15 protein-coding genes and 1 pseudogene are annotated in these 20810 nt (G+C 71.7%); 7 read left to right on the top strand and 9 right to left on the bottom strand.

Annotation, left to right across the window (positions count from 1 at the left end):
• Positions 1-5: 5 nt before the first annotated feature.
• A complete protein-coding gene (locus AB0D53_RS23360) occupies positions 6-2048 on the bottom strand; it encodes a prolyl oligopeptidase family serine peptidase (RefSeq protein ID WP_362449599.1) in 2043 nt (680 codons plus the stop codon).
• A gap of 61 nt (positions 2049-2109) precedes the next feature.
• Positions 2110-3072, bottom strand: coding sequence for a helix-turn-helix domain-containing protein (locus tag AB0D53_RS23355; RefSeq protein WP_362449597.1), 963 nt, complete (start codon positions 3070-3072; stop codon positions 2110-2112).
• A 91-nt stretch (positions 3073-3163) separates the two neighbouring features.
• Here AB0D53_RS23355 and AB0D53_RS23350 point away from each other — a divergent pair, with 91 nt between their 5' ends.
• Together AB0D53_RS23350 and AB0D53_RS23345 are read left to right on the top strand one after the other, a co-directional pair.
• Positions 3164-7393: a S8 family serine peptidase gene (locus AB0D53_RS23350; protein WP_362449595.1), complete on the top strand. Its 4230-nt coding sequence runs from the start codon at positions 3164-3166 to the stop codon at positions 7391-7393.
• A gap of 138 nt (positions 7394-7531) precedes the next feature.
• Positions 7532-8284, top strand: coding sequence for a DUF4118 domain-containing protein (locus AB0D53_RS23345; protein WP_362449593.1), 753 nt, complete (start codon positions 7532-7534; stop codon positions 8282-8284).
• A gap of 268 nt (positions 8285-8552) precedes the next feature.
• Here the strand turns inward: AB0D53_RS23345 and lysA are convergent, their stop codons facing one another.
• Together lysA and AB0D53_RS23335 are read right to left on the bottom strand one after the other, a co-directional pair.
• Positions 8553-9932: a diaminopimelate decarboxylase gene (lysA, locus tag AB0D53_RS23340; protein ID WP_362449592.1), complete on the bottom strand. Its 1380-nt coding sequence runs from the start codon at positions 9930-9932 to the stop codon at positions 8553-8555.
• 18 nt (positions 9933-9950) lie between these two features.
• Positions 9951-10295 (bottom strand): SAV_915 family protein, encoded by a 345-nt coding sequence (locus tag AB0D53_RS23335; RefSeq protein ID WP_362449590.1) that lies wholly within the window; start codon positions 10293-10295, stop codon positions 9951-9953.
• Between the two features lie 226 nt (positions 10296-10521).
• Here AB0D53_RS23335 and AB0D53_RS23330 point away from each other — a divergent pair, with 226 nt between their 5' ends.
• From AB0D53_RS23330 to AB0D53_RS23320, 3 genes are all read left to right on the top strand, one after another.
• Positions 10522-10944, top strand: coding sequence for a hypothetical protein (locus tag AB0D53_RS23330; protein WP_362449588.1), 423 nt, complete (start codon positions 10522-10524; stop codon positions 10942-10944).
• Positions 10945-11086: 142 nt separating this feature from the next.
• On the top strand, positions 11087-12190 hold the full coding sequence (locus tag AB0D53_RS23325; protein ID WP_362449586.1) for a PLP-dependent cysteine synthase family protein: 1104 nt from the start codon (positions 11087-11089) through the stop codon (positions 12188-12190).
• Complete coding sequence (locus tag AB0D53_RS23320) at positions 12187-13464, top strand: MFS transporter (protein WP_362449584.1); 1278 nt, start codon at positions 12187-12189, stop codon at positions 13462-13464. The genes AB0D53_RS23325 and AB0D53_RS23320 overlap by 4 nt, the downstream gene beginning before the upstream one ends.
• Before the next feature lie 22 nt (positions 13465-13486).
• Here the strand turns inward: AB0D53_RS23320 and AB0D53_RS23315 are convergent, their stop codons facing one another.
• The 5 genes and pseudogenes from AB0D53_RS23315 to AB0D53_RS23295 form a co-directional block, all read right to left on the bottom strand.
• Positions 13487-13999 carry an NUDIX domain-containing protein gene (locus AB0D53_RS23315; RefSeq protein WP_362449582.1) on the bottom strand — a complete coding sequence of 171 codons (513 nt, stop codon included), beginning with the start codon at positions 13997-13999 and terminating at the stop codon, positions 13487-13489.
• Between the two features lie 78 nt (positions 14000-14077).
• Positions 14078-16219, bottom strand: coding sequence for a protein kinase (locus AB0D53_RS23310; RefSeq protein WP_362449580.1), 2142 nt, complete (start codon positions 16217-16219; stop codon positions 14078-14080).
• 376 nt (positions 16220-16595) lie between these two features.
• Positions 16596-16788 (bottom strand): annotated as a pseudogene (locus AB0D53_RS23305) (ISAzo13 family transposase); the annotation flags it as partial.
• Positions 16789-16960: 172 nt separating this feature from the next.
• A complete protein-coding gene (locus tag AB0D53_RS23300) occupies positions 16961-17821 on the bottom strand; it encodes an alpha/beta hydrolase (protein ID WP_362449578.1) in 861 nt (286 codons plus the stop codon).
• A 139-nt stretch (positions 17822-17960) separates the two neighbouring features.
• The gene (locus AB0D53_RS23295) at positions 17961-18476 is read right to left on the bottom strand and encodes a cupin domain-containing protein (RefSeq protein ID WP_362449576.1); all 516 of its coding nucleotides are present in this window, start codon (positions 18474-18476) and stop codon (positions 17961-17963) included.
• A 196-nt stretch (positions 18477-18672) separates the two neighbouring features.
• Here AB0D53_RS23295 and AB0D53_RS23290 point away from each other — a divergent pair, with 196 nt between their 5' ends.
• Positions 18673-19233, top strand: coding sequence for a TetR/AcrR family transcriptional regulator (locus tag AB0D53_RS23290; protein WP_362449574.1), 561 nt, complete (start codon positions 18673-18675; stop codon positions 19231-19233).
• 345 nt (positions 19234-19578) lie between these two features.
• Positions 19579-20637, top strand: a complete 1059-nt coding sequence (locus AB0D53_RS23285) for a zinc-dependent alcohol dehydrogenase family protein (protein WP_362449572.1) — start codon at positions 19579-19581, stop codon at positions 20635-20637.
• Positions 20638-20810: the final 173 nt, after the last annotated feature.

Raw genomic sequence — 20810 nt, 5'->3', positions numbered from 1 at the left:
CCCGGTCAGTCCACGGCCGGTCGCTCTGCCCGGGTGAGGTGTCGCCACAGGAAGGTGTGCACCAGGGCCTCGTTGTGGGCGGACTCCTCGTTGTTGCTGGCGCCCGCGTGGCCGCCGCCGGTGTTCTCGTGGAACAGGACCGGGTGACCGAGCTCGCGCAGCCGTGCGGCCGCCTTGCGGGCATGGCCGGGGTGGACCCGGTCGTCACGGGTGGAGGTCGTCAGCAGAACGGGCGGGTAGTCCCGGTCCGCGGCGAGCCGGTGGTACGGGGAGATCTCGCGGAGATGGGGACGGTCTGCCTCGGTGTCCGGGTTGCCGAATTCGGCGGTCCAGGACGCGCCCGCGAGGAGCTTGTGGAAGCGGAGCATGTCCAGCAGCGGCACCTGCACGACGATCGCGCCGAACAGGTGCGGGTAGCGGGTGAGCATCGCGCCCATGAGCAGCCCGCCGTTGCTCGCTCCCGTGGCGCCCAGCATCGCGGGGGTGGTGATGCCGCGCGTGACGAGGTCCGTGGCGACGGCCGCGAAGTCCTCGTAGGCCCGCGGCCGGTCGGCACCCAGCGCGGCCTGGTGCCAGTCCGGTCCGTACTCGCCGCCGCCCCGGATGTTGGCGACCACGTACGTGCCGCCGCGCTCCAGCCACGCCCGGCCGGTCACCGCGTCGTAGGAGGGGGTGAGGGAGACCTCGAAGCCACCGTATCCGTAGAGCAGGACGGGGCCGGGGCCGTCGGGGGACGGAGCGGGGCCGATCACGAAGTACGGCACACGCGTGCCGTCCGGGGAGGTCGCGAAGAACTGCTCGACCGTCAGACCGGCCGTGGCGAAGCGGGCCGGAGTCTGCTTGAGGATCTCAGAGTCGGCGCCGATCCGCCCGTGGTGGAGGGTGGGCGGCTGGAGGAACCCCGACACGTCCAGGAAGTACTCGTCGGAGACGTCCGGGTCCGTGTTCACGACCGTGACCGCCGACAGCGCCGGGACGTCCGCGAGCGGGCTGCGTGCCCACCCGCCTCCGGGACCGGGGGTGAGGACCTCGATGCGGGTGCTGACGTCTCGCATCGTCTCCAGGACCAGGTGGTGCCGGGTCCAGGAGTACCGGGACAGAGCCGTCCGCCCGTCCGGGGTGAACAGCACCTCCGCGGTGCGGTCGCCCGCCAGGAAGGCGTCGAAGTCGAGCGCCAGCAGAGAGCCCGCGGGCTGTCCGAGCCAGTCGGACTTCGGATTGACGATCAGGTGCCGACGATGGGCGTGGGCATCGGCGTCGTCGGGGACGTCGATCCTGACGAGCCCCGCGTCCGGGGTCAGCAGGAACATCTCACTGCGGAAGAAGTCCAGCCACCGGGCGACGAAAGTCCGCTCGAAACCGGGTGTGGTGTCGTGCCGGCTCCAGACCGCCACGTCTCCCGGCCCGGCCTCGAAGACCTGGGCGGCCTCTTCCAGCGGTGTGCCGCGTCGCCACCTGCGGATCGTACGCGGATAGCCCGCGTCGGTCAGTGAGCCGGGCCCGAAGTCCGTGCCGATGAACACGGTGTCGGCGTCGGCCCACTCGATCTGCGTCTTCGCCTCCCGCACCTGGAATCCGCCTTCGACGAAGGCCCGGGCGGCGAGGTCGTACTCACGGACCACGACGGCGTCACCGCCGTCGCGGGACAGCGACACCAGCGCCCGCCCGTAATCCGAACGTCGCAGAGCAGCGCCCGCCCACACCCACTTCTCGCCCTCCGCGGCGGCGAGCGCGTCGACGTCGAGAAGGATCTCCCACTCGGGGGCGTCCTTGCGGTACTGCTCCGGCGTCGTACGCCGCCACACCCCGCGTACGTGCTCGGCGTCCTTCCAGAAGTTGTAGAGGAACGCTCCGCGCCGGACGGCGTAGGGGATGCGGTCCGAGGCGTCCAGCACCTCCCGCAGGCGCTCCTTCAGCGGTACGAAGCCGGCGTCGGCGGCCAGTGCCGCCTCCGTCTCGGCGTTCCGCTCGGCCACCCATGCGAGAGCGGCCTCGCCCTCGACGTCTTCCAGCCACAGATACGGATCTTCATCGCTCACAGACCGCATTGTGCAGGCACACGGCGCGCGCCGGAACCACATCCCCTCGCGCCGCGCCCGACGTAAGGACTCACAGCCAGCCGCGCCGGGCCGCGATCACCCCGGCCTGGAACCGGTTGGCGGCGCCGAGGAGTTCGTGCAGACGGCTGATACGGCGGCGCATGGTGCGGACGGACCAGCCGAGCTGGCGGGCTATCGCCTCGTCCTTGAGGCCGCTGACCAGGAGGGTGAGTACGAGCCGGTCCTCCTCGCCCAGGGGGTCCTCGGCGGGGGCGTCGAGGGGCAGGGCCTGCTTCCAGCACAGCTCCCAGTAGTCGGTGAGGGCGTCGAGCAGGGTGGACGGCCGGATCACCGCGGCGCGGACGTCGTCGAGGTCGAGGGAGAGCGGCATCAGGGCCAGCCTGCGGTCGGCGATGGCCAGTTTGATGCCGAGTCCGGGCAGGACGCGGGCCTGTTCGCCGTGCCGGACCAGTTCACGGATGTCGCCGAGGACACCCGGCCACTCAAGGGCCTCGGGGGCGTAGACCGCGCGGTAGCGCACGCCGCGGCCGAGCGCCGTCGCCTCCACCGGATTGGAGGTGGTCAGGGCGTACGGCGGCCGGTCCAGGGTCATCACGTCGTCGTGGGCCTCCTGCTGGAGGCGGACGAACCAGCGGCCGAGCGCCTCGCTGCCGGTGGTGATCTCCACCTCGTCCTCGTCGGTCGCGCCGGTGCGCGCGGCGGCGAACAGCCGGGACAGTTCACCGGCCGCCGAACGCACCCGGTCCAGTTCGTTGCTCCTGGCCCGCACCAGGGCCTCGACGGCGGCCCCCGGCTCGATCGCGGCGTACCGGCGGCGGGTGCCTGCGAGCCGGCCGACCAGCCCGTGGTCGCGGAGTCGGTCCAGCGCGCGGGCGATGCGCTCGGCCGAACAGCCGAGGTCCGCGGTGAGTTCGGCGGGAGCCGCCGTGTGCCGGGTCAGGACGGCGCGGTAGACGCTCTCGTCGAACGGGTCGATGCCTGCTGCCGTGAGTTCCGGCGTTTCGGGAGTCATGGACGGATGGTGGCCCAGTTGTGCCAGCGGCAGCAATGGGCCACGAAGATCAGTTGTGCGGCAAGTGCCTTCACCACTAGGACCTTTACGCATGGCAATGAAGTCACGAAGACCGCGTCATGCCGCTCTCGCCGCCGTCGTGCTCGCCGGCACGCTGGCGGCGACACCGGGTGCCGCCGACGCGTCCACCCACGACCCGTCGCAACGAGTGCTCGTCGAACTGTCCCGGAACCCCGCGGTCACCGTCGCGCCCGGTGGTTCGCTGCTGTCCGCCGAAGCAGCCCGCGTCGTCGGTGCCGCCCGCCGGGCGGTCGACGCACGGCAGGAGACCTTCCTCGGCTCGGCGAGACGCGCCGGGCTGCACCCGTCGGCGACCCGCAGGCTGGGCCTGCTCGTCGACGCCGTGGCGATGACGGTGCCCGCGTCCGAGGTGGGGCGGCTGTCCGCACTGCCGGGCGTCACCGCCGTCCGCCCCGACACCCGGGTGCTGACGAAGACGGACGCGAGCGTGCCGCTCATCGGCGCGCCCGGCGTCTGGCAGCGCAAGGACCCCGCCGGAAACCGTGTCGACGGCAGGGGCACCACCGTCGCGATCCTGGACAGCGGAGTGGACTACACCCACCCCGACCTGGGTGGCGGACTCGGCAAGGGTCACAAGGTCGTGGGCGGGCACGACTTCGTCAACGGCGACGAGGACCCGATGGACGACAACGGCCACGGCACCCACGTGGCCGGCATCGTCGCGGGCAGGGCCGCGGAGAAGGGCGGCGTCACCGGTGTGGCGCCCGGCGCGAACCTGCTGGCGTACAAGGTGATGGACGCCGACGGCTCCGGCTACACCTCGGACATCATCGCGGGGATGGAGGCGGCCGCCGACCCGGCCAACCCGCACCGCGCCGATGTCATCAACATGAGCCTCGGTGGTCCCGGGGACGGCACCGACCCGCTGGGCCGGGCCGCGACGGCGGCCGTACGGGCCGGTGTCGTCGTGGTCGCCGCGGCCGGGAACGACGGGCCGGGCGCGGGTACGGTCAGCAGCCCCGGCACGGCCGAGGGTGTGCTCTCGGTCGGCGCGTCGACGAGCAATCTGCGGCTGCCCAGCGCCTATCTGGCGGGCCGGAAACCCGAGTTGATCCAGAGCTACCGCGGCGTCCTGTCCGCGAACCCGCCGAAGGCCCCGGTCACGACACCGCTCGTCGATGTCGGCGAGGGCACCCCGGAGGACTGGAAGCGGGCCGGCGACGTACGCGGGAAGATCGTACGGGCGCGGCTGCTCGTCGCCTCCGACGCGCGGTACCTGACGGCGAGCGCCGTGGAGTGGGCGCAGGAGGCGGAGAGGCGCGGTGCGATCGCCGTGCTGGGCGGACTGCCCTCCAACGACGGCCCGGTCCTCGCCGCCGGTGCGCCGGGCGGGGTCCGGCCGCTGGAGGTGAACCCCGAGCCGGGAGTGACCGAGGTGCCGTCGTCGCCCGCGCGGATCGACGCCTCCGGTGACTCGCTGCGTATGGACCGCCTGGTGGTCATGGGAATCGACTCGACCCAGTACCAGGAGCTGAGCAGCCGGCTCGCCGCCGGGAAGGTCTCGGTGACACTGCGGGGCACCGACACGACCGATCAGATCGCCTCGTTCTCCTCACGCGGCCCCACACAGGGCTTCGGCCTGAAGCCCGATCTGGTCGCGCCGGGGGTGGAGATCCGCTCCACCGTACCCAAGTCCCTTTACGGGCCCGGTCAGTACCGCATGTCGGGTACGTCGATGGCGGCCCCGCACGTCGCCGGTGCCGCGGCCCTGCTGCGCCAGCTGCACCCCGGCCGGACGCCCGCCGACATCAAGGCGGAGCTGATCGGTACCGCGAAACCGCTGAGCGGCACCGGACCCACGACGCGGGGCGCGGGGCGGCTCGATGTGGCCGCCGCCGCCTCGGCCACGCTCAGCGCCTCACCGGCCTCGGTGTCGTTCGGCCTCGCCGACCTGTCCGGGCGTCAGGTCGGCGGCACCGCGAAGGTGACGCTGCACAACCCCGGCAAGCGGCCGGTCACCACCTCGCTGCGGACCGACGGTCCGGCCAAGGTCTGGCCGAGGCGGGTCACCGTACCGGCCGGGAGGACCGCGACCGTCACGGTCTCGCTGCGTGTCGCGCGGCCCGCCGCCGACACCGAGACCGGCGGCCGTCTCACGGCGACCCCCGACCGGGGTCCGGCGATCGGAGTGCCCTATCTGCTCGCCGTCCGGCATCTGGCCGTCCAGGCCGCACCCGACCCGAGCGACGGCCACTCGACCGTGCACATCGCCCCGCCGACCCGGCTGGCGGCACCGCCGGTCGTCACCGTCACCCCGCCGCGCGGCAGCGCCGTCGAGTTCGCCTCCACCCTCGATCCCGCCACCGGCTACTACCGGGCCCGGGTGACCGGCAGCGTGGCCGGGGCCTACCGGGTCTCGGTACGCGGCACCGCCGCCACCGGGCAACTGCTCACCGGTGCCAGTGCCTTCGAGGTCACCCCGCTCGACAGCCGCGGGGACCGCTGGGAGCCGGTCGGCCCCAACAGCGAGTCCGGTGCCGTCGCCCTCTCGCCGGGCCGGCCGCAGCAGGCCGTCCTCACCCAGTTCCAGAAGGCGGCCCCCTGGCTGACCACCGACAACGGCGTCTCCTGGCGCCAGCTGGGCCGACTGCCCGTCGCGGACGGCACGGGTCCGCTCGTGGTGGACGCGGAGAATCCCGACCGCTGGTGGTACGCCGTGAACAGCGTCCACGACGGCAGCCGCCGGGGCGCCGTCCTGCGCACCGACGACAACGGGCGCACCTGGCGCACGCTCGACGTCCCGGACACCCGCATCGCGGCGCTCGTCGCCGATGAGCGGACCCGCACCCTGGTCGCGGTCACCTCGGACGCGCTGCTGGTCAGCACGGACGCGGGCGACCACTGGGCGACGTATCCGACCGGTGTCACGGGCGCCGTCACCGCCGCCGCGGTCACCGGTGACACCCTCTATCTGACGACGTACCACGGTGTGTGGGCCCGTTCCGGTATCGGCTCCGGCGACCCCGGCGAGGCACGTCCGCTCTTCGAGCCGGCCGACGGGATCGTCGACTCGTTGGCCGCCGACGCCTCGGTCGTGGCGGTGCAGGTCCCGGGCCGGGGAGTGGTCGGCTCCCATGACGGCGGGAAGACCTGGACCACCCTGCTGCCCATGGCCGAGGGCGGCCTCCGCCTGGCCGTCTCGGGCGACGACCTGTACCTGAGCACGCTCTCCGGCAACGGCCGCCTCAGCCGCGACCACGGGAGGACCTGGAGCGAGGTGCCCGCGCCGTCCCGGGCGGCTCTGCCGGTGGACTACGACCGCTGGGCCGACGGTTCCGTGACCGTCTCCAGTGAGCAGGACGGCCTCTACCGGGGTGCCGCGGACGGCACCGGGTACCGGCGGATCGGCGTCCAGGGGCTGACCGTCAACGACCTCGCGGTCAGCGACGGCCGGCTGCTCGCCGCCACCGACAGTGCCGTCTACCGCACCGCTCTGCCCGTCGCCGGCCCGGAGTGGGGCCAGTCGGGCGGCGAGGGCGGGCGGGGCGTCGGCGTCCCCCAGCTCGCCGTGTCTGCGAAGGATCCCAAGGTGGTCTGGAAGGTCCGGCGCACCGGGTTCGGCGCGTTCACCGTCGAGCGCAGCGGCGACGGCGGAAAGACCTGGGAGAAGCGGGGCAGTTCGGCGGAGGTGCCGACGGCTCTGCTGGTCCATCCCGCGGACCCGGACCGGGTGATGGTCGGCTTCCGGAGCCTGCTCGGCGAGGGGCTGTTCGCCACCGGTGACGGCGGCGCGACATGGAAGAACCTCTACCACGACCGCTACTTCTCCGCCATCGTGGGCGACCCCGCCGATCCGCGGCGCCTGTGGCTCGGCAACACCGCCGGTCTCTACCGGTCGGACGACGGCGGGGTGACCGTCACCAAGGTCGCCGACGGCCCGGTGACCGCGATCGACCTCGACGGCCGGCGTCTCGTCGTCGGCGGCGAGAACATCCGCGTCAGCACCGACGGCGGCCGGACCTTCCGCACCTCGGACACCGGCGCTCCGGCGATCCATGTCTCCGATCTGCTCCGGGTCGGGGACACGTACTACGCGGCCACCACGAGCTCCGGGGCCAGCGGCCTCCTCCAGGGCGGCCGCGGCGTACTGCGCAGCACCGACCGGGGCCGGAGCTGGCAGAACATCTCCACCGGCCTCCAGAACACCGACACCACCCGACTGGCCGCCGACCCCGACGGCGGCACGCTCTACGTCGGAACCGTCGACGGCGGTGTGCACCGTCTCGATCTGCGCCACTGATCACCACGGGCGGGGCGCCCGGACAGCCATTCCGTCCGGACGCCCCGCCCGTGCCTGACCCGGGCCACCGGGCCGGGTCCCGGCTACCGCTCGCGGCGGCGGAGGAGCATCGTGGAAGACGGACCCCAGGAGGCTCCCATGTCCGGTTTCCCCCTGCGGGACAGAGTGGCTGTGGCCGCTGCACTGGTCTGCCCGCCCGCCGTCGCGGCGCTCCTCGTGCCCTTCCGTACTGACCTCACGAGCACGAACGCGGCGCTGATCCTCGTCGTGGTCGTCGTGGCGGTCGCCGCGATCGGTAGCCGGGTGGCCGGCGCGCTCGCCGCGCTCTCGGCCGCCGTCTGGTTCGACTTCTTCCTCACCGTGCCGTACCAGCGGTTCGCCATCGACAAGCGCGAAGACATCCAGACGGCCGTGCTGCTCCTGGTGGTCAGCGTGGTCGTCTCGCAGCTGGCGGCGCGGGCACGACGGCTCCAGGTGGTCGCCATCACCGACGCGGGCCACCTGGCCGCCATCCACGACACCGCGCAGCTGGCGCGGTCGACGACCTCCCCCGACGCGGTGGTCGACCATGTCCGGGGCGAACTGACCCGGCTGCTCGGGCTGAAGGGCTGCCGGTTCGAGTACGGAACCCTGCTGGGGCACCCGCCGCGGCTGGAGCAGGACGGCGACGTGGTGGTCGGGCGGCGCACGTGGGACGTGGAGCGCAGGGGCTGGCCGCCGGGGGAGATCGAGCTGCGCGCCACCGGAAACGGCCACTACTACGGCCGGTTCATGCTGGCGCCGGCGCCCGGCGCGGAACCCGCCTCGTTGCAGGCACGGCTGGTGGCGGCGACCCTGGCCGACCAGGCGGGGGCGGCCATGGCGACGGTCGGCACGCGGGAGCACGGCTGAAGGAACCCGGGCCTTTCGTTCGGATCAGGCCGGGTCGAGGAGCGGGGCCCGGTGCGTGCGATCGCGAGGCGGAGGAGGGAGCCGATGGGGTCCGCCCTTCTCGACCGAGCGGCGCCGAGAGCCCGGGGGAAGGCCGTGACGGCCGACCACAGCGCGGCGGGCGTGCGTGCCGGGCCCCGCGAGCCGGCATGGTCCGAACGGGAGGCCCCAGGCGCAGGACGGCGCGAGCCGGTACGGGAGGGGCGTCCCGGGCACGGGTGCGGCCGGCTCAGAGACCGATGTCCCGGCTGTTGATGTCGGAGAGGGACTCCCGGCGGACCAGCAGCCGTGCGCGGCCGTCGAGGACGGCGACCACCGGCGGGCGGCCGACGGCGTTGTAGCTGGATGCCATGGAGAGGTGATAGGCGCCCGCGACCGGGACGGCGATCAGGTCTCCGGGGCGGATGTCGCCGGGCATGGCCGCATCGGCGGCGAGCACGTCGCCCGCCTCGCAGTGCCGGCCGACGACGGTCGCCGTGCGGGGCTCGGCCGTAGAGCGCCGGCCGACGAGCCGGGGTGCGTAGCGCACGCCGTACAGCGCGGGCCGCGGGTTGTCGCTCATTCCGCCGTCCACCGCCACGAAGGCCCGGTCGCCGGTCCGCTTCACCGCGAGCACCCGGTAGAGCGCCACGCCCGCGGGCCCGACCAGCGCACGGCCGGGCTCGACGGTGAGCCGGGGCACGGGGATGCCGGCCGCGGCGCAGTTCTCGGCCAGTTCCCTGCGGATACGGGCGCCCAGGGACGGAATGTCGAGCGCGGTCTCGCCGGGCCGGTGGGCGACCGCGTGCCCGCCGCCGAGGTCCAGTTCCGGCAGGACGATTCCGTGCTGGTCGCGGATCTGGGCGAGCAGCCCGACGACCCGCCGCAGCGCGGTCAGATAGGGCTTGGCCGTGGTGATCTGGGAACCGATGTGGCAGTGGAGTCCGGCGAGCTCCAGCCGTGGCTGGCCCAGGATCCGGGCGACGGCGTGCCGAGCGCTCCCGTCGGCGATCGACAGCCCGAACTTCTGGTCGTCGGTGCCGGTGCGGACCGCGGCGTGGCCGCCCGCGCTCACCCCCGGCACGACACGTACCAGCACCTTCTGGCGGGCGCCGTGCGGGACGAGCGCGGAGAGCCGGGCGATCTCCCACGCGCTGTCGATGACGATCCGTCCGACGCCCAGGCGCAGCGCGGCTTCCAGGTCGTCCGGGCTCTTGGCGTTGCCGTGCAGCACGATGCGCTCGGGCGGGAAACCGTTGGTCACGGCGGATTCCAGCTCCCCCGCGGAGCAGACGTCCAGGCCGAGGCCCTCCTCCCGCACCCAGTGCAGAAGGGCGCGGCAGAGGAATGCCTTGGCCGCGTAGACGACATCGGTGTCCGGGAAGGACCGCAGGTAGGTGCGGCAGCGTTCGCGTACCTCGCGCTCGTCGAGGAGGTAGAGCGGTGTGCCGAACCGCTCGGCCGCCTCGACGAGGGAGACGCCGCCCACCGCGACGTCGCCGCGGGGGGCGAGCCGTGCGGAGGCGGGCCAGACGGACAGGTCCGCGGCGTTGCCCGACAGCGCGGGAGCCGTGCGGGGCACGTTCTGTTCCGGTGTCGGGGCGGACGGTTCCGGCAGTGTGGTGGTCATGGTGTTCCCCTCGGCCGATCAAGCGGTTCGTGCAAGGGACAGGGGTTGTGTGCCGGTTGCGCGGGGTTCGCCGGCCAGTGGAAGGACGGCGAGCCGCGGGTCGACGACGAGGCCGGTCACTCCCAGGGGCGCGACGAGGGCGCGTATCGCCGGCTCGGAGAGCCGGATCCAGTGCTGCCGCCGCCCGAGGGTGCGGACCAGTCGCCGCTCGTGGGTGAAGGCGACGGCGGTACGTGCGCCGAGGGGCGTACGGAAGAGGCGGGCGCAGCAGCCCGCGGGCCCCGGCCGGACCGGAACGAACAGGGCTCCGGCCCGGTCCGGTTGAAGGGGGTCGGGGTCCTCGGCACGCTGGTTGTCGTTCATGGCACTCCTTGTGGAGACGGGTACACCGCCCCGGACTCGCCGGCATTCCGCGGCATGCCACGACGCTATGCCCGCCCCTGCCCGGGCCGGTGTCCCTGTTAGCGGCCCCTTGACCCCGGACCCGTGATCCTTGACGGACGGTTGACGACGGTGTCCTCATCCGGCCCGTTCCGCCCCACCGACGGACGAGTGTGACTTTGGGTGTCCGTTTCGGTACGTTGAGTCAATGCTCGGTGCGGCGTCGTTCTCCCCGGCAGACCGCCGCACTCGGGACAGCGGCGTGCTGCTCGTACTGCTCTGGGTGGCCTTCCACCTCCTGGTCTGCGCGCACAGCCATGGCCCGGCCTTCGGCGCCCACCACGACCCGATGACGGCGATCGCCGCGTCCGCCGCCCCTGCGGTGGCACCCGGTCCCGCCTCGGCGTCGTCCCCCGATCCGTCCCCGTGCTGTCCCGAGTCGGACCACGCGGCGGACTGGATCCGCGTGGACAACCCGCCGTCCCCCGCCCCGGGCGGAGCACTCCCTGCGGAGGTCGCCCCCTGGGCGCTGTCCGCCGCCCTCCCGGGCGGCGGAACGGCGCGGGCACCTCGCTGCGGCCCGCTCGGCGGGCGGTGCATTCTCACGGCTCTGTGCGTGGCCCGGACCTGACCGGGCCCGCACAGCCGCCCACCGGCCCCGTGCCGTCCCCGGCACGCGCCGGACCCGGTCCCGGCCGCTGTGTGTCCACGCCCTGATCCCCCGATGCCCCGAAGGCCGCTGCCGGCCCGGGGCGAGGAGCCGTGACACCTTCATGAACATTCCCTCGTACGCCCCTGCCCCGATGTCCGCCCGTGGGCCCTCCGAGCTGGTGGGCCACACGCCGGTGCTGTGGATCGGTGAGCCCTTCGCCGGGGCCGGGCGCGGTTTCTGGGCCAAGCTCGAAGGCGCCAATCCGGGCGGCATCAAGGACCGCCCCGGCCTGCACATGGTGGCCCGCGCCCGGGAGCGCGGCGATCTGGCCGACGGTGCCCCGATCGTCGAGTCCTCCAGCGGCACCCTGGGACTGGGCCTGTCCCTCGCCGGGATCGCCTTCGGGCACCCGGTCACCGTGGTCACCGACCCCGGGCTCGAACCCGGGATCCGCCGGGCACTGACCGCCTACGGCTCCCGCGTCGAGACCGTCACCACCGCGCATCCGACCGGCGGCTGGCAGCAGGCCCGGCGGGAGAGGGTGGCCGAACTGCTCGCCGGAACCCCCGGGGCGTGGTGCCCCGACCAGTACAACAACCCCGACAACGTGGCGGCCTACGCCCCGCTGGCCGCCGAACTCGTCGCCCAGCTGGGCCGCATCGACGTCCTGGTCGCCTCCGTCGGAACCGGCGGTCACTCCGCGGGAATCTCCACCGCGCTGCGCCGGACCTTCCCCGACCTGGCGCTGATCGGCGTGGACTCGACCGGTTCGACGATCTTCGGACAACCCGCCGGACCACGTCTGATGCGCGGGCTGGGCTCCAGCATCCATCCGGGCAATGTCGCCTACCCGGCCTTCGCCGAGGTCCACTGGGTGGCCCCCGCCGAAGCGGTCCGCGCCTGCCGGTCGCTGGCCCGTCACCACTACGCCTCGGGCGGCTGGAGCGTCGGGGCGGTCGCGCTGGTCGCCGGGTGGGCGGCCCGCACCCGTCCCGCCGGGACGAGGATCGCCGCGATCTTCCCGGACGGGCCCCATCGCTATCTCGACACCATCTACAACGACGGCTGGTGCCACGGACACAAGCTCCTGGACACTCCGGCCACGCCGCCGGACGAGCCCGACGGGATCACCGATCCGGGCGAGCGCACCGTGACGTCCTGGACGCGGTGCCGTTCGGTCAGCGGCCCCGCCGCCGTCCCTGCCGTGCTGGCGGGTGCCCGGTGAGGCGGCTGCGCGCCCAGGTGCGCTCCTTCGAGCCCGGCGTCCAGTTGCTGATGGTCAATCAGTTCGGTATCAACCTCGGCTTCTACATGCTCATGCCCTACCTCGCGGACCATCTCGCCCACGGACTGGGCCTGGCGGCGTGGGCGGTCGGCCTCGTCCTCGGCGTACGCAACCTCTCCCAGCAGGGCATGTTCTGGCTCGGCGGGACCCTGGCAGACCGGATCGGCCACAAGCCCGTGATCCTGGCCGGCTGCGCCCTGCGGACCGGTGCGTTCGCGCTGCTGGCCTTCGCCGACGACCTGCCCGCCCTGATCGCCGCCTCCGCCGCGACCGGATTCGCCGGGGCCCTTTTCAACCCCGCTGTCCGCGCCTGCCTCGCGCAGGGCGCCGGAGAGCGCCGGGTGGAGGCGTTCGCCGCCTTCAACGTCTTCTACCAGGCGGGCATCCTGCTCGGCCCGCTCGCCGGGCTCGCCCTGCTCACCCTGGACTTCCGGGTGGTGTGCGGCGCCTCCGCGGCGGTGTTCGGGGTGCTGGCCGTCGTCCAGGCCCGTGCTCTGCCGGCGCGGAATCCGGCGGCGGACCCGGAGCGTACGAGTGGCTGGCGGGGCATCGCCACGGACTGGCGGACGATTCTCCGCAACCGGCCCTTCGTCCTGTTCTCCGCCGCGATGGCCGGCTCCTACCTGCTGGCCTTCCAGACCTACCTCGCCCTGCCCCTCCAGGCCCGCATCCTGCTCGGCGACGGCAACGGCGCCGCGATGGGTGTGGTGTTCGCCGTCTCCGCGCTGGTCGCGGTCGCCGGCCAGCTCCGGCTGACCGACTGGGCCAGGAAACGTCTGGACCCGACGAAGGCGATCGCGCTCGGCCTGGCCGTGATGGGCGCCGCGTTCCTGCCGCTGCTGCCCGGCCCGCACCACCGCGTCCACGGACTGACCGCCGTGCTCGGCCTCGGGGCCCTGGTGGTGTGCGCGGCACTGCTGGCCGCCGGCTCCGCGCTGCTGTACCCGTTCGAGATGGACACACTGGTCCGCCTCTCGGGACAGCGGCTGATGGCCACGTACTACGGCGCCTACAGCACCGTGGCCGGCCTGGCCGTCGCGGTCGGGAACCTCGCCGTGGGCGCCCTGTTCGACCTGGCGGCCCGCGCCGGTGTCCCCTGGCTGCCGTGGACCGCGCTGGCCGTGCTCGGCCTCGCCTGCACGGCCGCCCTGACCGGTCTGCGCCGCACCGGGCATCTGCGCCTCGCCCCCACCACGGCACCGGCCACGGCGTGAGGCCGCGCAGCCGGCCGGCGTCTCACATCCCGCCCGCCCGGTCCGGGCCGTCCCGCACGGCCCGTGCGATCAGGTCGTGGATCAGGAACTCTCCCGGCGCGCGGTTCTCCTTCAGACGCTCCAGGCCACCGGGGCCGAACCAGCCGAAGGCGGAGTGCTTGGACCACTCCAGGCCGGGGTCGCGCAGGTCGCCGTCGACCTCGACGAGATAGTCCGCCTCGTGGCGGAGACCGGCGCCGTCGTCCCCGGTCCAGGTGCTGGTGCCGAGGAACCGCCTCACACGGCGCAGGCGCCAGCCGGTCTCCTCCTCGATCTCGCGGGCGAGCGCGTCCAAGAGGGTTTCCCCGGGCTCGACATGGCCGCCCACGATGTCCCACGTATCGGGAAAGAGACGGCGGTGCGGGCTTCGCTTCTGGGCGAAGGCCGCACCGTCCTCGTCGAGCACGACCGCTCCGACGGTCCAGACCGTCCCGGGCGCGGGAACGGGCACCTCGACGTCATCGTCCACGGTGAACGAGCGGTTGTCCGTCGGCATGTCCGAGAGCGATCGAAGTGGCCGGACTCGCTACTCGCGACCCCGGCCACCGCCCCTCGATCGAGCCGCTCGATCCGGTCAGGGACGCGGGGCTTTCCACAGTCGTACGGCGCCGTCGAAGGTGGCTGTTGCGACGCGTCGGCCGTCGGGGCTGAATGCCACGTTCGACACGTTCGATGTGTTTCCGACCAACTGGGCCCGCAGGTCGTGCTCGGTCGCATCCCACAGCTGCACCACCTCACCGCCGAAAACAGCGAGTGTCGTACCACGGGGGCTGTAGGTGACTCCGACCTTCCCGGTCGTCGTCTCGTCGAGGGAGGTTTCGGAACGGCCACTGGGCGCTTGCCACAGTTCCACCGGCGCGGTGTCGTCGTCGCATGCGGTGGCGAGGTTCTTGCCGGACGGGCTGAACGCCACGGCCAAACCGTCCTCGCAACGGTCGAAGGGCTCGCGTGCCGTGCGCTTGGCCACATCCCACAGCTGTGCCTCGTGCTCGTCGTTGCGGTAGCCCGCAGTGGCCAGCGTTTTGCCGTCAGGGCTGAACGCCACCTGCTGGGCGTTCATTTCTTCGTCGAGTACGGCGATCTGTCTGCCCCGGCCCTTGCCGCTGTCCGCTTTCCACAGCCGTACGCCGTTGCCGCCCCCGGTGGCGAGGAGGCGGCTGTCGGGGCTGAACGCCACGCTGTCGAATGACTCGTACCGATACTCGCCGGTGATGGTGGCGACCAGCCGGCGCTTGGCCACATCCCACAGCCCGAGCATGTCGTTGAGGGTGCTGGTGGCCAGCAGTTTCCCGTCGGGGCTGAACGCGACGGCGATGACCCGGGACCCGCTGGTGCTGGACTTGGCGCGCTGGGTGAGGACGGTGCGGGTCCGGCGGCCGTCCACATCCCACAGCCGCACCTTGCCGTCGTTGCCGCCCATGGCGAGGGTCTTGCCGTCGGGGCTGAACGCCACCGTCGCGGGCGCCTCGGGAAAAACGGTGAGCATGGCCGCCGGTGCGATCGTGGACGGCGTGGCACGGTCCGCCGACTGGCCGGGAAGCAGGACGGCGATGAGCACGGAGACCAGGACGAGTACCCCGATTCCGCTCAGCGCCACGGCACCGGGCAGGTGCGGCGTGACGGCGACCGGAGGGAGCGGGCTGTCGGGCTCGGGCCGCCCGTCCGGAGCCGGTGGACGCACCGAGGCGCCGGGCCCGGCTCCCGCATCCTGTCCCGGAGGGGTCGCGGGCGGGGCGGAGGAGGTAACGGCGTTGTGGAAGTCCGGTGCGGGGTCGACGACGGTCCGAGCCCTTGGCAGGGACGGTAGGGGCTGCCCTGCGCCGCCCGCACATCCCGGCGCCGAGGCCGAGCGGCAGTGGCGTATGACCTCATCGAGGGTGGGCCGGCGCTGCGGATCCTTCTCCAGGCACCGTGCGGCGATGGCCCGGACGGGTTCGGGGCAGCCGTCGAGGTCGGGGTCCTGTTCCAGGATGCGGTACAGCACACTGTGGCCCGTGCCGCCGAAGGCAGGCCGAGCGGTGGCGGCGAACGTGGCGATGGCTCCGAGGGCGAAGACGTCACCGGCTTCGGTGACGGTCTGTCCCCTGATGTATTCGGGTGCCATGTATCCGGGCGTCCCGGCGAGCATTCCGGTACTGGTCACGGATGTGACGTCCGTGGCCCGGGCTATGCCGAAGTCGATGACCTTGGGGCCGTCGGACGTGAGGATGATGTTGGAGGGCTTGAGGTCACGGTGGATCACTCCGGCGGCGTGGATGGACTGCAGGGCCTCGGCCACCTGAGCCGTCAGCGCCAGTACCGCGGTGGCCGACAGCGGCCCGTGTTCGGCCACCGCATCATGCAAGGCGGGACCAGGCACGTAAGCCGTGGCCAGCCACGGTTCGTCGGCCTGCAGATCTGCGTCGACCACCGGCACCGTGTACAGACCCTGGACCCGCCGGGCCGCGGCCACTTCCTGCTCGAACCGTTTGCGGAAGCCACGGTCGCTCGCGTATTCACGGTGCACGAGCTTGACTGCCACGGCACTGCCGGCCGGAGTACGCGCCAGGTATACCCGGCCCATTCCACCGGCGCCCAGGACTGCCTCGATCCGGTACGGGCCTGTCTCGGCGGGATCGCCGGGCCCCAGTGGCCGGGGCGGTGGCGGAGTGGTCGGCCATTCCGCTTCCCCGACGGCGTCTGACGCCGTATGTGACCAGTGGTCCGGTTGGGACATGCCGACTGTCACCCCTCGCTGATCGCGCCCACGCCGCGTCGTCTGTCCGTACCGGTCGGATCCCCATCGACCCCCACTGCGAGGCCTGTTGCGGTTCGAGCGGGCAACAGGGTAATCGAGCCACGGCCCGCATGTCTGTTCCTGTGAACTTCCCACGGACCACGGAGTGCATCCCGGCAACTGCTCCGGCCTGCTTCACGACCGCCCAGTCCCCGGAGCCACCGGTGAGGATCAACGGCGGCTCATCGCCGTTCCCGCACCCGGTACTCGGGCCAGTGAGCACGACCACTCGATCGGCGTCGAGTCGTCCAGACACCAAGGAGAGAAAGACGACCGGCCGTCAGCGGCTCCGACGGCGTGTGCTCATAGGTGTTGTCCGGAGGCCGGAGCCCTCCTCCCGCAGCAGGGCCGCCACGCTGCCCGCCGAGATGCGGTGGCCCGGCCAGGTCGGCTCGGCAGCCGGATGACGCGTCGACTTCCTCGTACACCGCAGCGGCGACATCGGGCCCATGCACGTCCGGCTCGGCCAAGGCCAGCAGAGCCGGCCGTAGCTCCGGGTCCAGCTCCACCGCGCTTGACTCCCCCGCCCGGACGAGGACCGATGCCCGGTCACCCATCCCCGACGGCCGGCCCCTTCACTCGACTTGATGCCATGGCGAGCCATGCACACCCCGGCGCCCATGCGCCCCTGTGTCGCTTTGGGCCGACGGAGGACGGTGAACTGGTGGGCGCCGCGCCCGCTCAGCTCTGGAAGAAACCGATCAGTTCGCGGCTCAGCAGCTCCGGCTGCTCCTCCGAGAGATAGTGACCGGCGTCGGGGATCTCGACGAACCGGATGTCGGTCGCCAGGTGTTCGTTCGAGGCACGGGAGAGTGAGAGGTAGCGGCCTCCGGGCACCAGGACCGGCATGGTCAGCTTGGGGAAGTCGGCCGCGACTCGAAGGTCTTCGCGCAGTGTCCGGTACCAGCCCGCCACCGCACGGATCGCGTCGACGGAGTCGTAGGCGCGGGCGTAGATCTCCCGGCTCTGCTCGTCGATGACCTCGGGGGCGAAGGCGAGCTGGTCGGCGGACCAGTCGATGAGGGTCCGGTAGCGGCCCGCGAGCAGTCGCTCGGGGAGATCGTCGAGCTGGTTGAAACCCAGATGCCACAGGTTCGGCCCATTCGGTACGGGCAGGGCAGGAACGTCCGCCAGTTCGCTGGTGGGTGCGCCCGGCTCCCACATCGCCAGCCTGATGGTGTTCTCGGGGAACTGGGCGGCGAAGAAGTAGGCGATCCAGGATCCGACATCCTCGCCGGCGACGTTGACCCGTTCATAGCCCAGGTGCCGGACAAGTTCGTGGACATCGCGTGCCATGGTCGCCTTGTCGTAACCCGATTCGGGCTTCTGGGACTCGCCCATTCCCCGGTACTCGCAGACGATCACCCGAAAGTGCCGCGCGAGCAGGGGGATCATCGCGCGGTGCTGCCACCAGGTACGGGGCCAGCCCGGAAGCAGCACGAGCGGATCGCCCGAACCGCTGCTCACGTAGTGCAGACGGACTCCGTTGACGTGGGCGAAGTCATGCTCGAAGGGTTCGGATGATTCGGGCTGGTTGGGCATGTGCACGCTCCCGCGGAAAAGTACCGGCTAAATCGGTCATGCAATGGGGGAGGTGTCCGCCTGGGCGGCTCCGACGGGCCCGGACTCCCAGGCCGTTCGGGACCGCGCCGCGCAGGCGGCTCCGCCTCCGCGGAAAGCTCTAGCTGGGGTCGGGGAGGACCTCCGTGGCGTATCGCTCCATCAGCTCCGTCGGGGGCGCCCCGATACTCAGCTCCCGGATGGGCGGCGCCACCCCCGGCTCGGCCGGCGTTGCGTCGGAGAGGAGAAGTTCTTCGATGCCCCCCGGGGTGAAGAAGAAGACCATCTTGGCCGCGTGATAACCGCGGTTGCGGAAGCGGTGTCGAGTGCCTCGCGGGACGAAGAAGAATCCGCCGGCTCCGGCGGTCACGGTCTCGTCGCCGTTGAGGAACTCCAACTCCCCGGAGATCACGTAGAACGCCTCGTCGTGATCGTTGTGGACGTGCGGTGCCGGTCCCCCTTCGGGTGGCACTGTCGCCTCCAGGAACGTCAACGCCCCATTGGTCTCCTGTCCACCGACCTTGAGGGTGTAGGTGTCGGCGAACACCCAGGCGGTCTCCCCCTGCCCGGAAGGCACGTAGACCGCGCTTCTCTTGGTGTACCGGGGGTCCGTCGCGTAGGGATCGATCAGGCTCATGGCTCTCCTCGCCTCCGAGCAGCAGTATCCTAACGATCGTTAATAAACTATTCCGTGCCCATGACGACGTGTCAACAACCGTCTCGGTAGGCTGGAGAAGGACCCGCGTCACAACGGGTGGTGGAGGCGCCCGCGGGCGGGGGAAGGCTAAGGAGAACTCATGCCGGGTGGTCGACCTCGCAGCTACGATCCCGAGGTGGCCTTGAATGCGGCCATGTCGATCTTCTGGACCCAGGGCTACGAGGGCACCGCCATGTCCCACCTCACGACGGCCATGGGGATGAGTGCCCCCAGCATCTACGCGGCGTTCGGGGACAAGGAGACCCTCTTCCAAAGGGTCGTCGAACGCTATATGGCCGGTCCCGGTGCCTACATGCGGGCCGCCCTCGATCAGCCGACGGCCGAGGCGCTGACACGCACGTTCCTGCACTCAGCCGTGGACGCCGTGGCCGGCGACCACACCCCGCACGGCTGCCTGGTCGTGCAGAGCGCGCTCGCCGTGAACCCTCGCTCGACCTCGGTGCAGGGCTACCTGACCAGGCTTCGCGAAGACGGGGTGAAGGCCCTGGCCGACCGGCTCCAGTCCTTCACCGGCACCGGCGGCCTGCCTCCCGGCTCCGACCCCTCGGCCCTCGCGCGGCTCCTGGTCACGGTCGTTCAGGGACTCGCCGTCCAGGCAGCTTCGGGCGTGCCACGCGAAGCGCTCCACACCGTCGCCGACCAGATGATGAAGTCCTGGCCACATCAAGCGGATTGAACTTGAAGACGGCGAGGTGCGCGGGGGCGGAGTTACCGACATATCGGACCGGTCCAACTGCAGACTGTGGTCCAGCCTGGCAGCGGCGGGTGCCCGCGCGGCCCCGATCGACGATCCCCAGGCATGCCCCCCGACGGCCTCCTGAGCCATGAACCGGCGCGGCGGGCATTCGCGCCACGATTCATCGTCCGCCGCCGGGAATCTTGCCGGGGCCGGGCGTAGCGTGAAGGAAGGGTCCGGAACCTGGGCGCCGGCGAAGATGCCGCTTTCAGCATCATTCTTGTGCAGAATGCCTGCCGAGTGCGTCGGACGCTGAGAGACGAAGGGTCACTCATGCCTCGATCCATGCGCGCGCTCGTAGCCGGAAAGGCCGGCGAGCCCACCGACGTCCTACAGCTGGAATCCCGTCCTGTTCCCACGCCCGAAGCCGGTCAGGCATTGATCCGCGTGAAGGCGACTCCGATTCACGCCAGTGATCTGCACGTGCTGCGCGGCCGCTACGGTTTCTCCCCAGAATTTCCCACCGTCGGGGGTCACATGGAATGCGTGGGACGTATAGAGGCCCTGGGCCCGGATACCGAGGGCCTGAAGATCGGCGAGCGCGTGGTGGCCGTTGCAGTTCCGGCGGTACCCGGGCCTCATGTGGCCGGTACTTGGCAGGAATACCTTGTTGCCGATACACGAAGGCTCCTGCCGGTCCCCGGTCATCTGAGCGACTCCAGCGCGGGTCAACTCGCCGTCAACCCGTTGACCGCGCTGCTCCTCGTGACGCGCGAACTCGACGTACAGCCGGGTGAATGGCTGTTGCAGACGGCCGCGGGCTCCACCGTCGGCCGGCTCGTCATTCAGCTGTCCAGGCATCTGGGCATGCGCACGATCAATGTGGTGCGGCGGCGCGATGCCGTTGAGGAGATCAAAGCACTCGGTGGTGACGAGGTCATTTGCACTGAGGACGAGGACCTGTTGCAGCGTGTGGCCGAAGTGGCGGGACCGGTCGGCGTGCGCAAGGCAATCGACTGTGTCGCGGGCCCCGTGGGTGCCCAGGTGTCCCAGGCGTTGGCTCCGGGAGGAGAGGTCGTTGTCTTCGGCGCGCTCTCCACCCATCGGCAGACGGACCCGGCAGCGCTGACGATCCCGCTGCAGGCTCGCTCGGTCATCTACGAGACCAAAGCAGTCCGTGGCTTCTGGCTGAACCGCTGGTTCGGCACTGTCTCACCCGAGGAGGCACTGCGCGCGCTGTCCCAGGTGCGAAGTCTCGTCGCTGATGAAGTGCTGAGCATCCCCCGAGGCCGGCCGTTCCCGCTCGAACGCTTCACTGAAGCCATCTCGCTCGCCGAAACACCCGCACACGGCACCAAACCACTCTTCGTCTTCGAAGACGGCCAGGACGAAGACGACGGGTAGGAATCGGCCGTGCAGGTGCTGGCGGCGGTACGTGGCGGGGCAAGGCTGCCAACCCGCGGCGCCGCCCAGCTCGGGCAGGCCCACCGCTCGGTCGGCCGGACAGGGCCACCGAACCAGGGCTTCGGCGTAGTCGCGTGACGTCCGTTTCGTGATCATGTGAGTCCGAGGAGGGT

It is taken from the genome of Streptomyces sp. NPDC048295, from assembly GCF_040652135.1.
Lineage (GTDB): Bacteria > Actinomycetota > Actinomycetes > Streptomycetales > Streptomycetaceae > Streptomyces.
The sequence above is the reverse complement of the archived record's forward strand: the minus strand, read 5'-3'. Positions and strand labels throughout refer to the sequence as shown.

Bases quoted from the DNA above. Each gene is read 5' to 3' on its own strand.
- AB0D53_RS23325 (WP_362449586.1), top strand. From the start codon at position 11,087: ATGAACATTCCCTCGTACGCCCCTGCCCCGATGTCCGCCCGTGGGCCC.
- AB0D53_RS23350 (WP_362449595.1), top strand. From the start codon at position 3,164: ATGGCAATGAAGTCACGAAGACCGCGTCATGCCGCTCTCGCCGCCGTC.
- AB0D53_RS23330 (WP_362449588.1), top strand. From the start codon at position 10,522: ATGCTCGGTGCGGCGTCGTTCTCCCCGGCAGACCGCCGCACTCGGGAC.
- AB0D53_RS23335 (WP_362449590.1), bottom strand. From the start codon at position 10,295: ATGAACGACAACCAGCGTGCCGAGGACCCCGACCCCCTTCAACCGGAC.
- AB0D53_RS23295 (WP_362449576.1), bottom strand. From the start codon at position 18,476: ATGAGCCTGATCGATCCCTACGCGACGGACCCCCGGTACACCAAGAGA.
- AB0D53_RS23355 (WP_362449597.1), bottom strand. From the start codon at position 3,072: ATGACTCCCGAAACGCCGGAACTCACGGCAGCAGGCATCGACCCGTTC.
- AB0D53_RS23310 (WP_362449580.1), bottom strand. From the start codon at position 16,219: ATGTCCCAACCGGACCACTGGTCACATACGGCGTCAGACGCCGTCGGG.
- AB0D53_RS23300 (WP_362449578.1), bottom strand. From the start codon at position 17,821: ATGCCCAACCAGCCCGAATCATCCGAACCCTTCGAGCATGACTTCGCC.
- lysA (WP_362449592.1), bottom strand. From the start codon at position 9,932: ATGACCACCACACTGCCGGAACCGTCCGCCCCGACACCGGAACAGAAC.
- AB0D53_RS23315 (WP_362449582.1), bottom strand. From the start codon at position 13,999: ATGCCGACGGACAACCGCTCGTTCACCGTGGACGATGACGTCGAGGTG.
- AB0D53_RS23345 (WP_362449593.1), top strand. From the start codon at position 7,532: ATGTCCGGTTTCCCCCTGCGGGACAGAGTGGCTGTGGCCGCTGCACTG.
- AB0D53_RS23360 (WP_362449599.1), bottom strand. From the start codon at position 2,048: ATGCGGTCTGTGAGCGATGAAGATCCGTATCTGTGGCTGGAAGACGTC.
- AB0D53_RS23285 (WP_362449572.1), top strand. From the start codon at position 19,579: ATGCGCGCGCTCGTAGCCGGAAAGGCCGGCGAGCCCACCGACGTCCTA.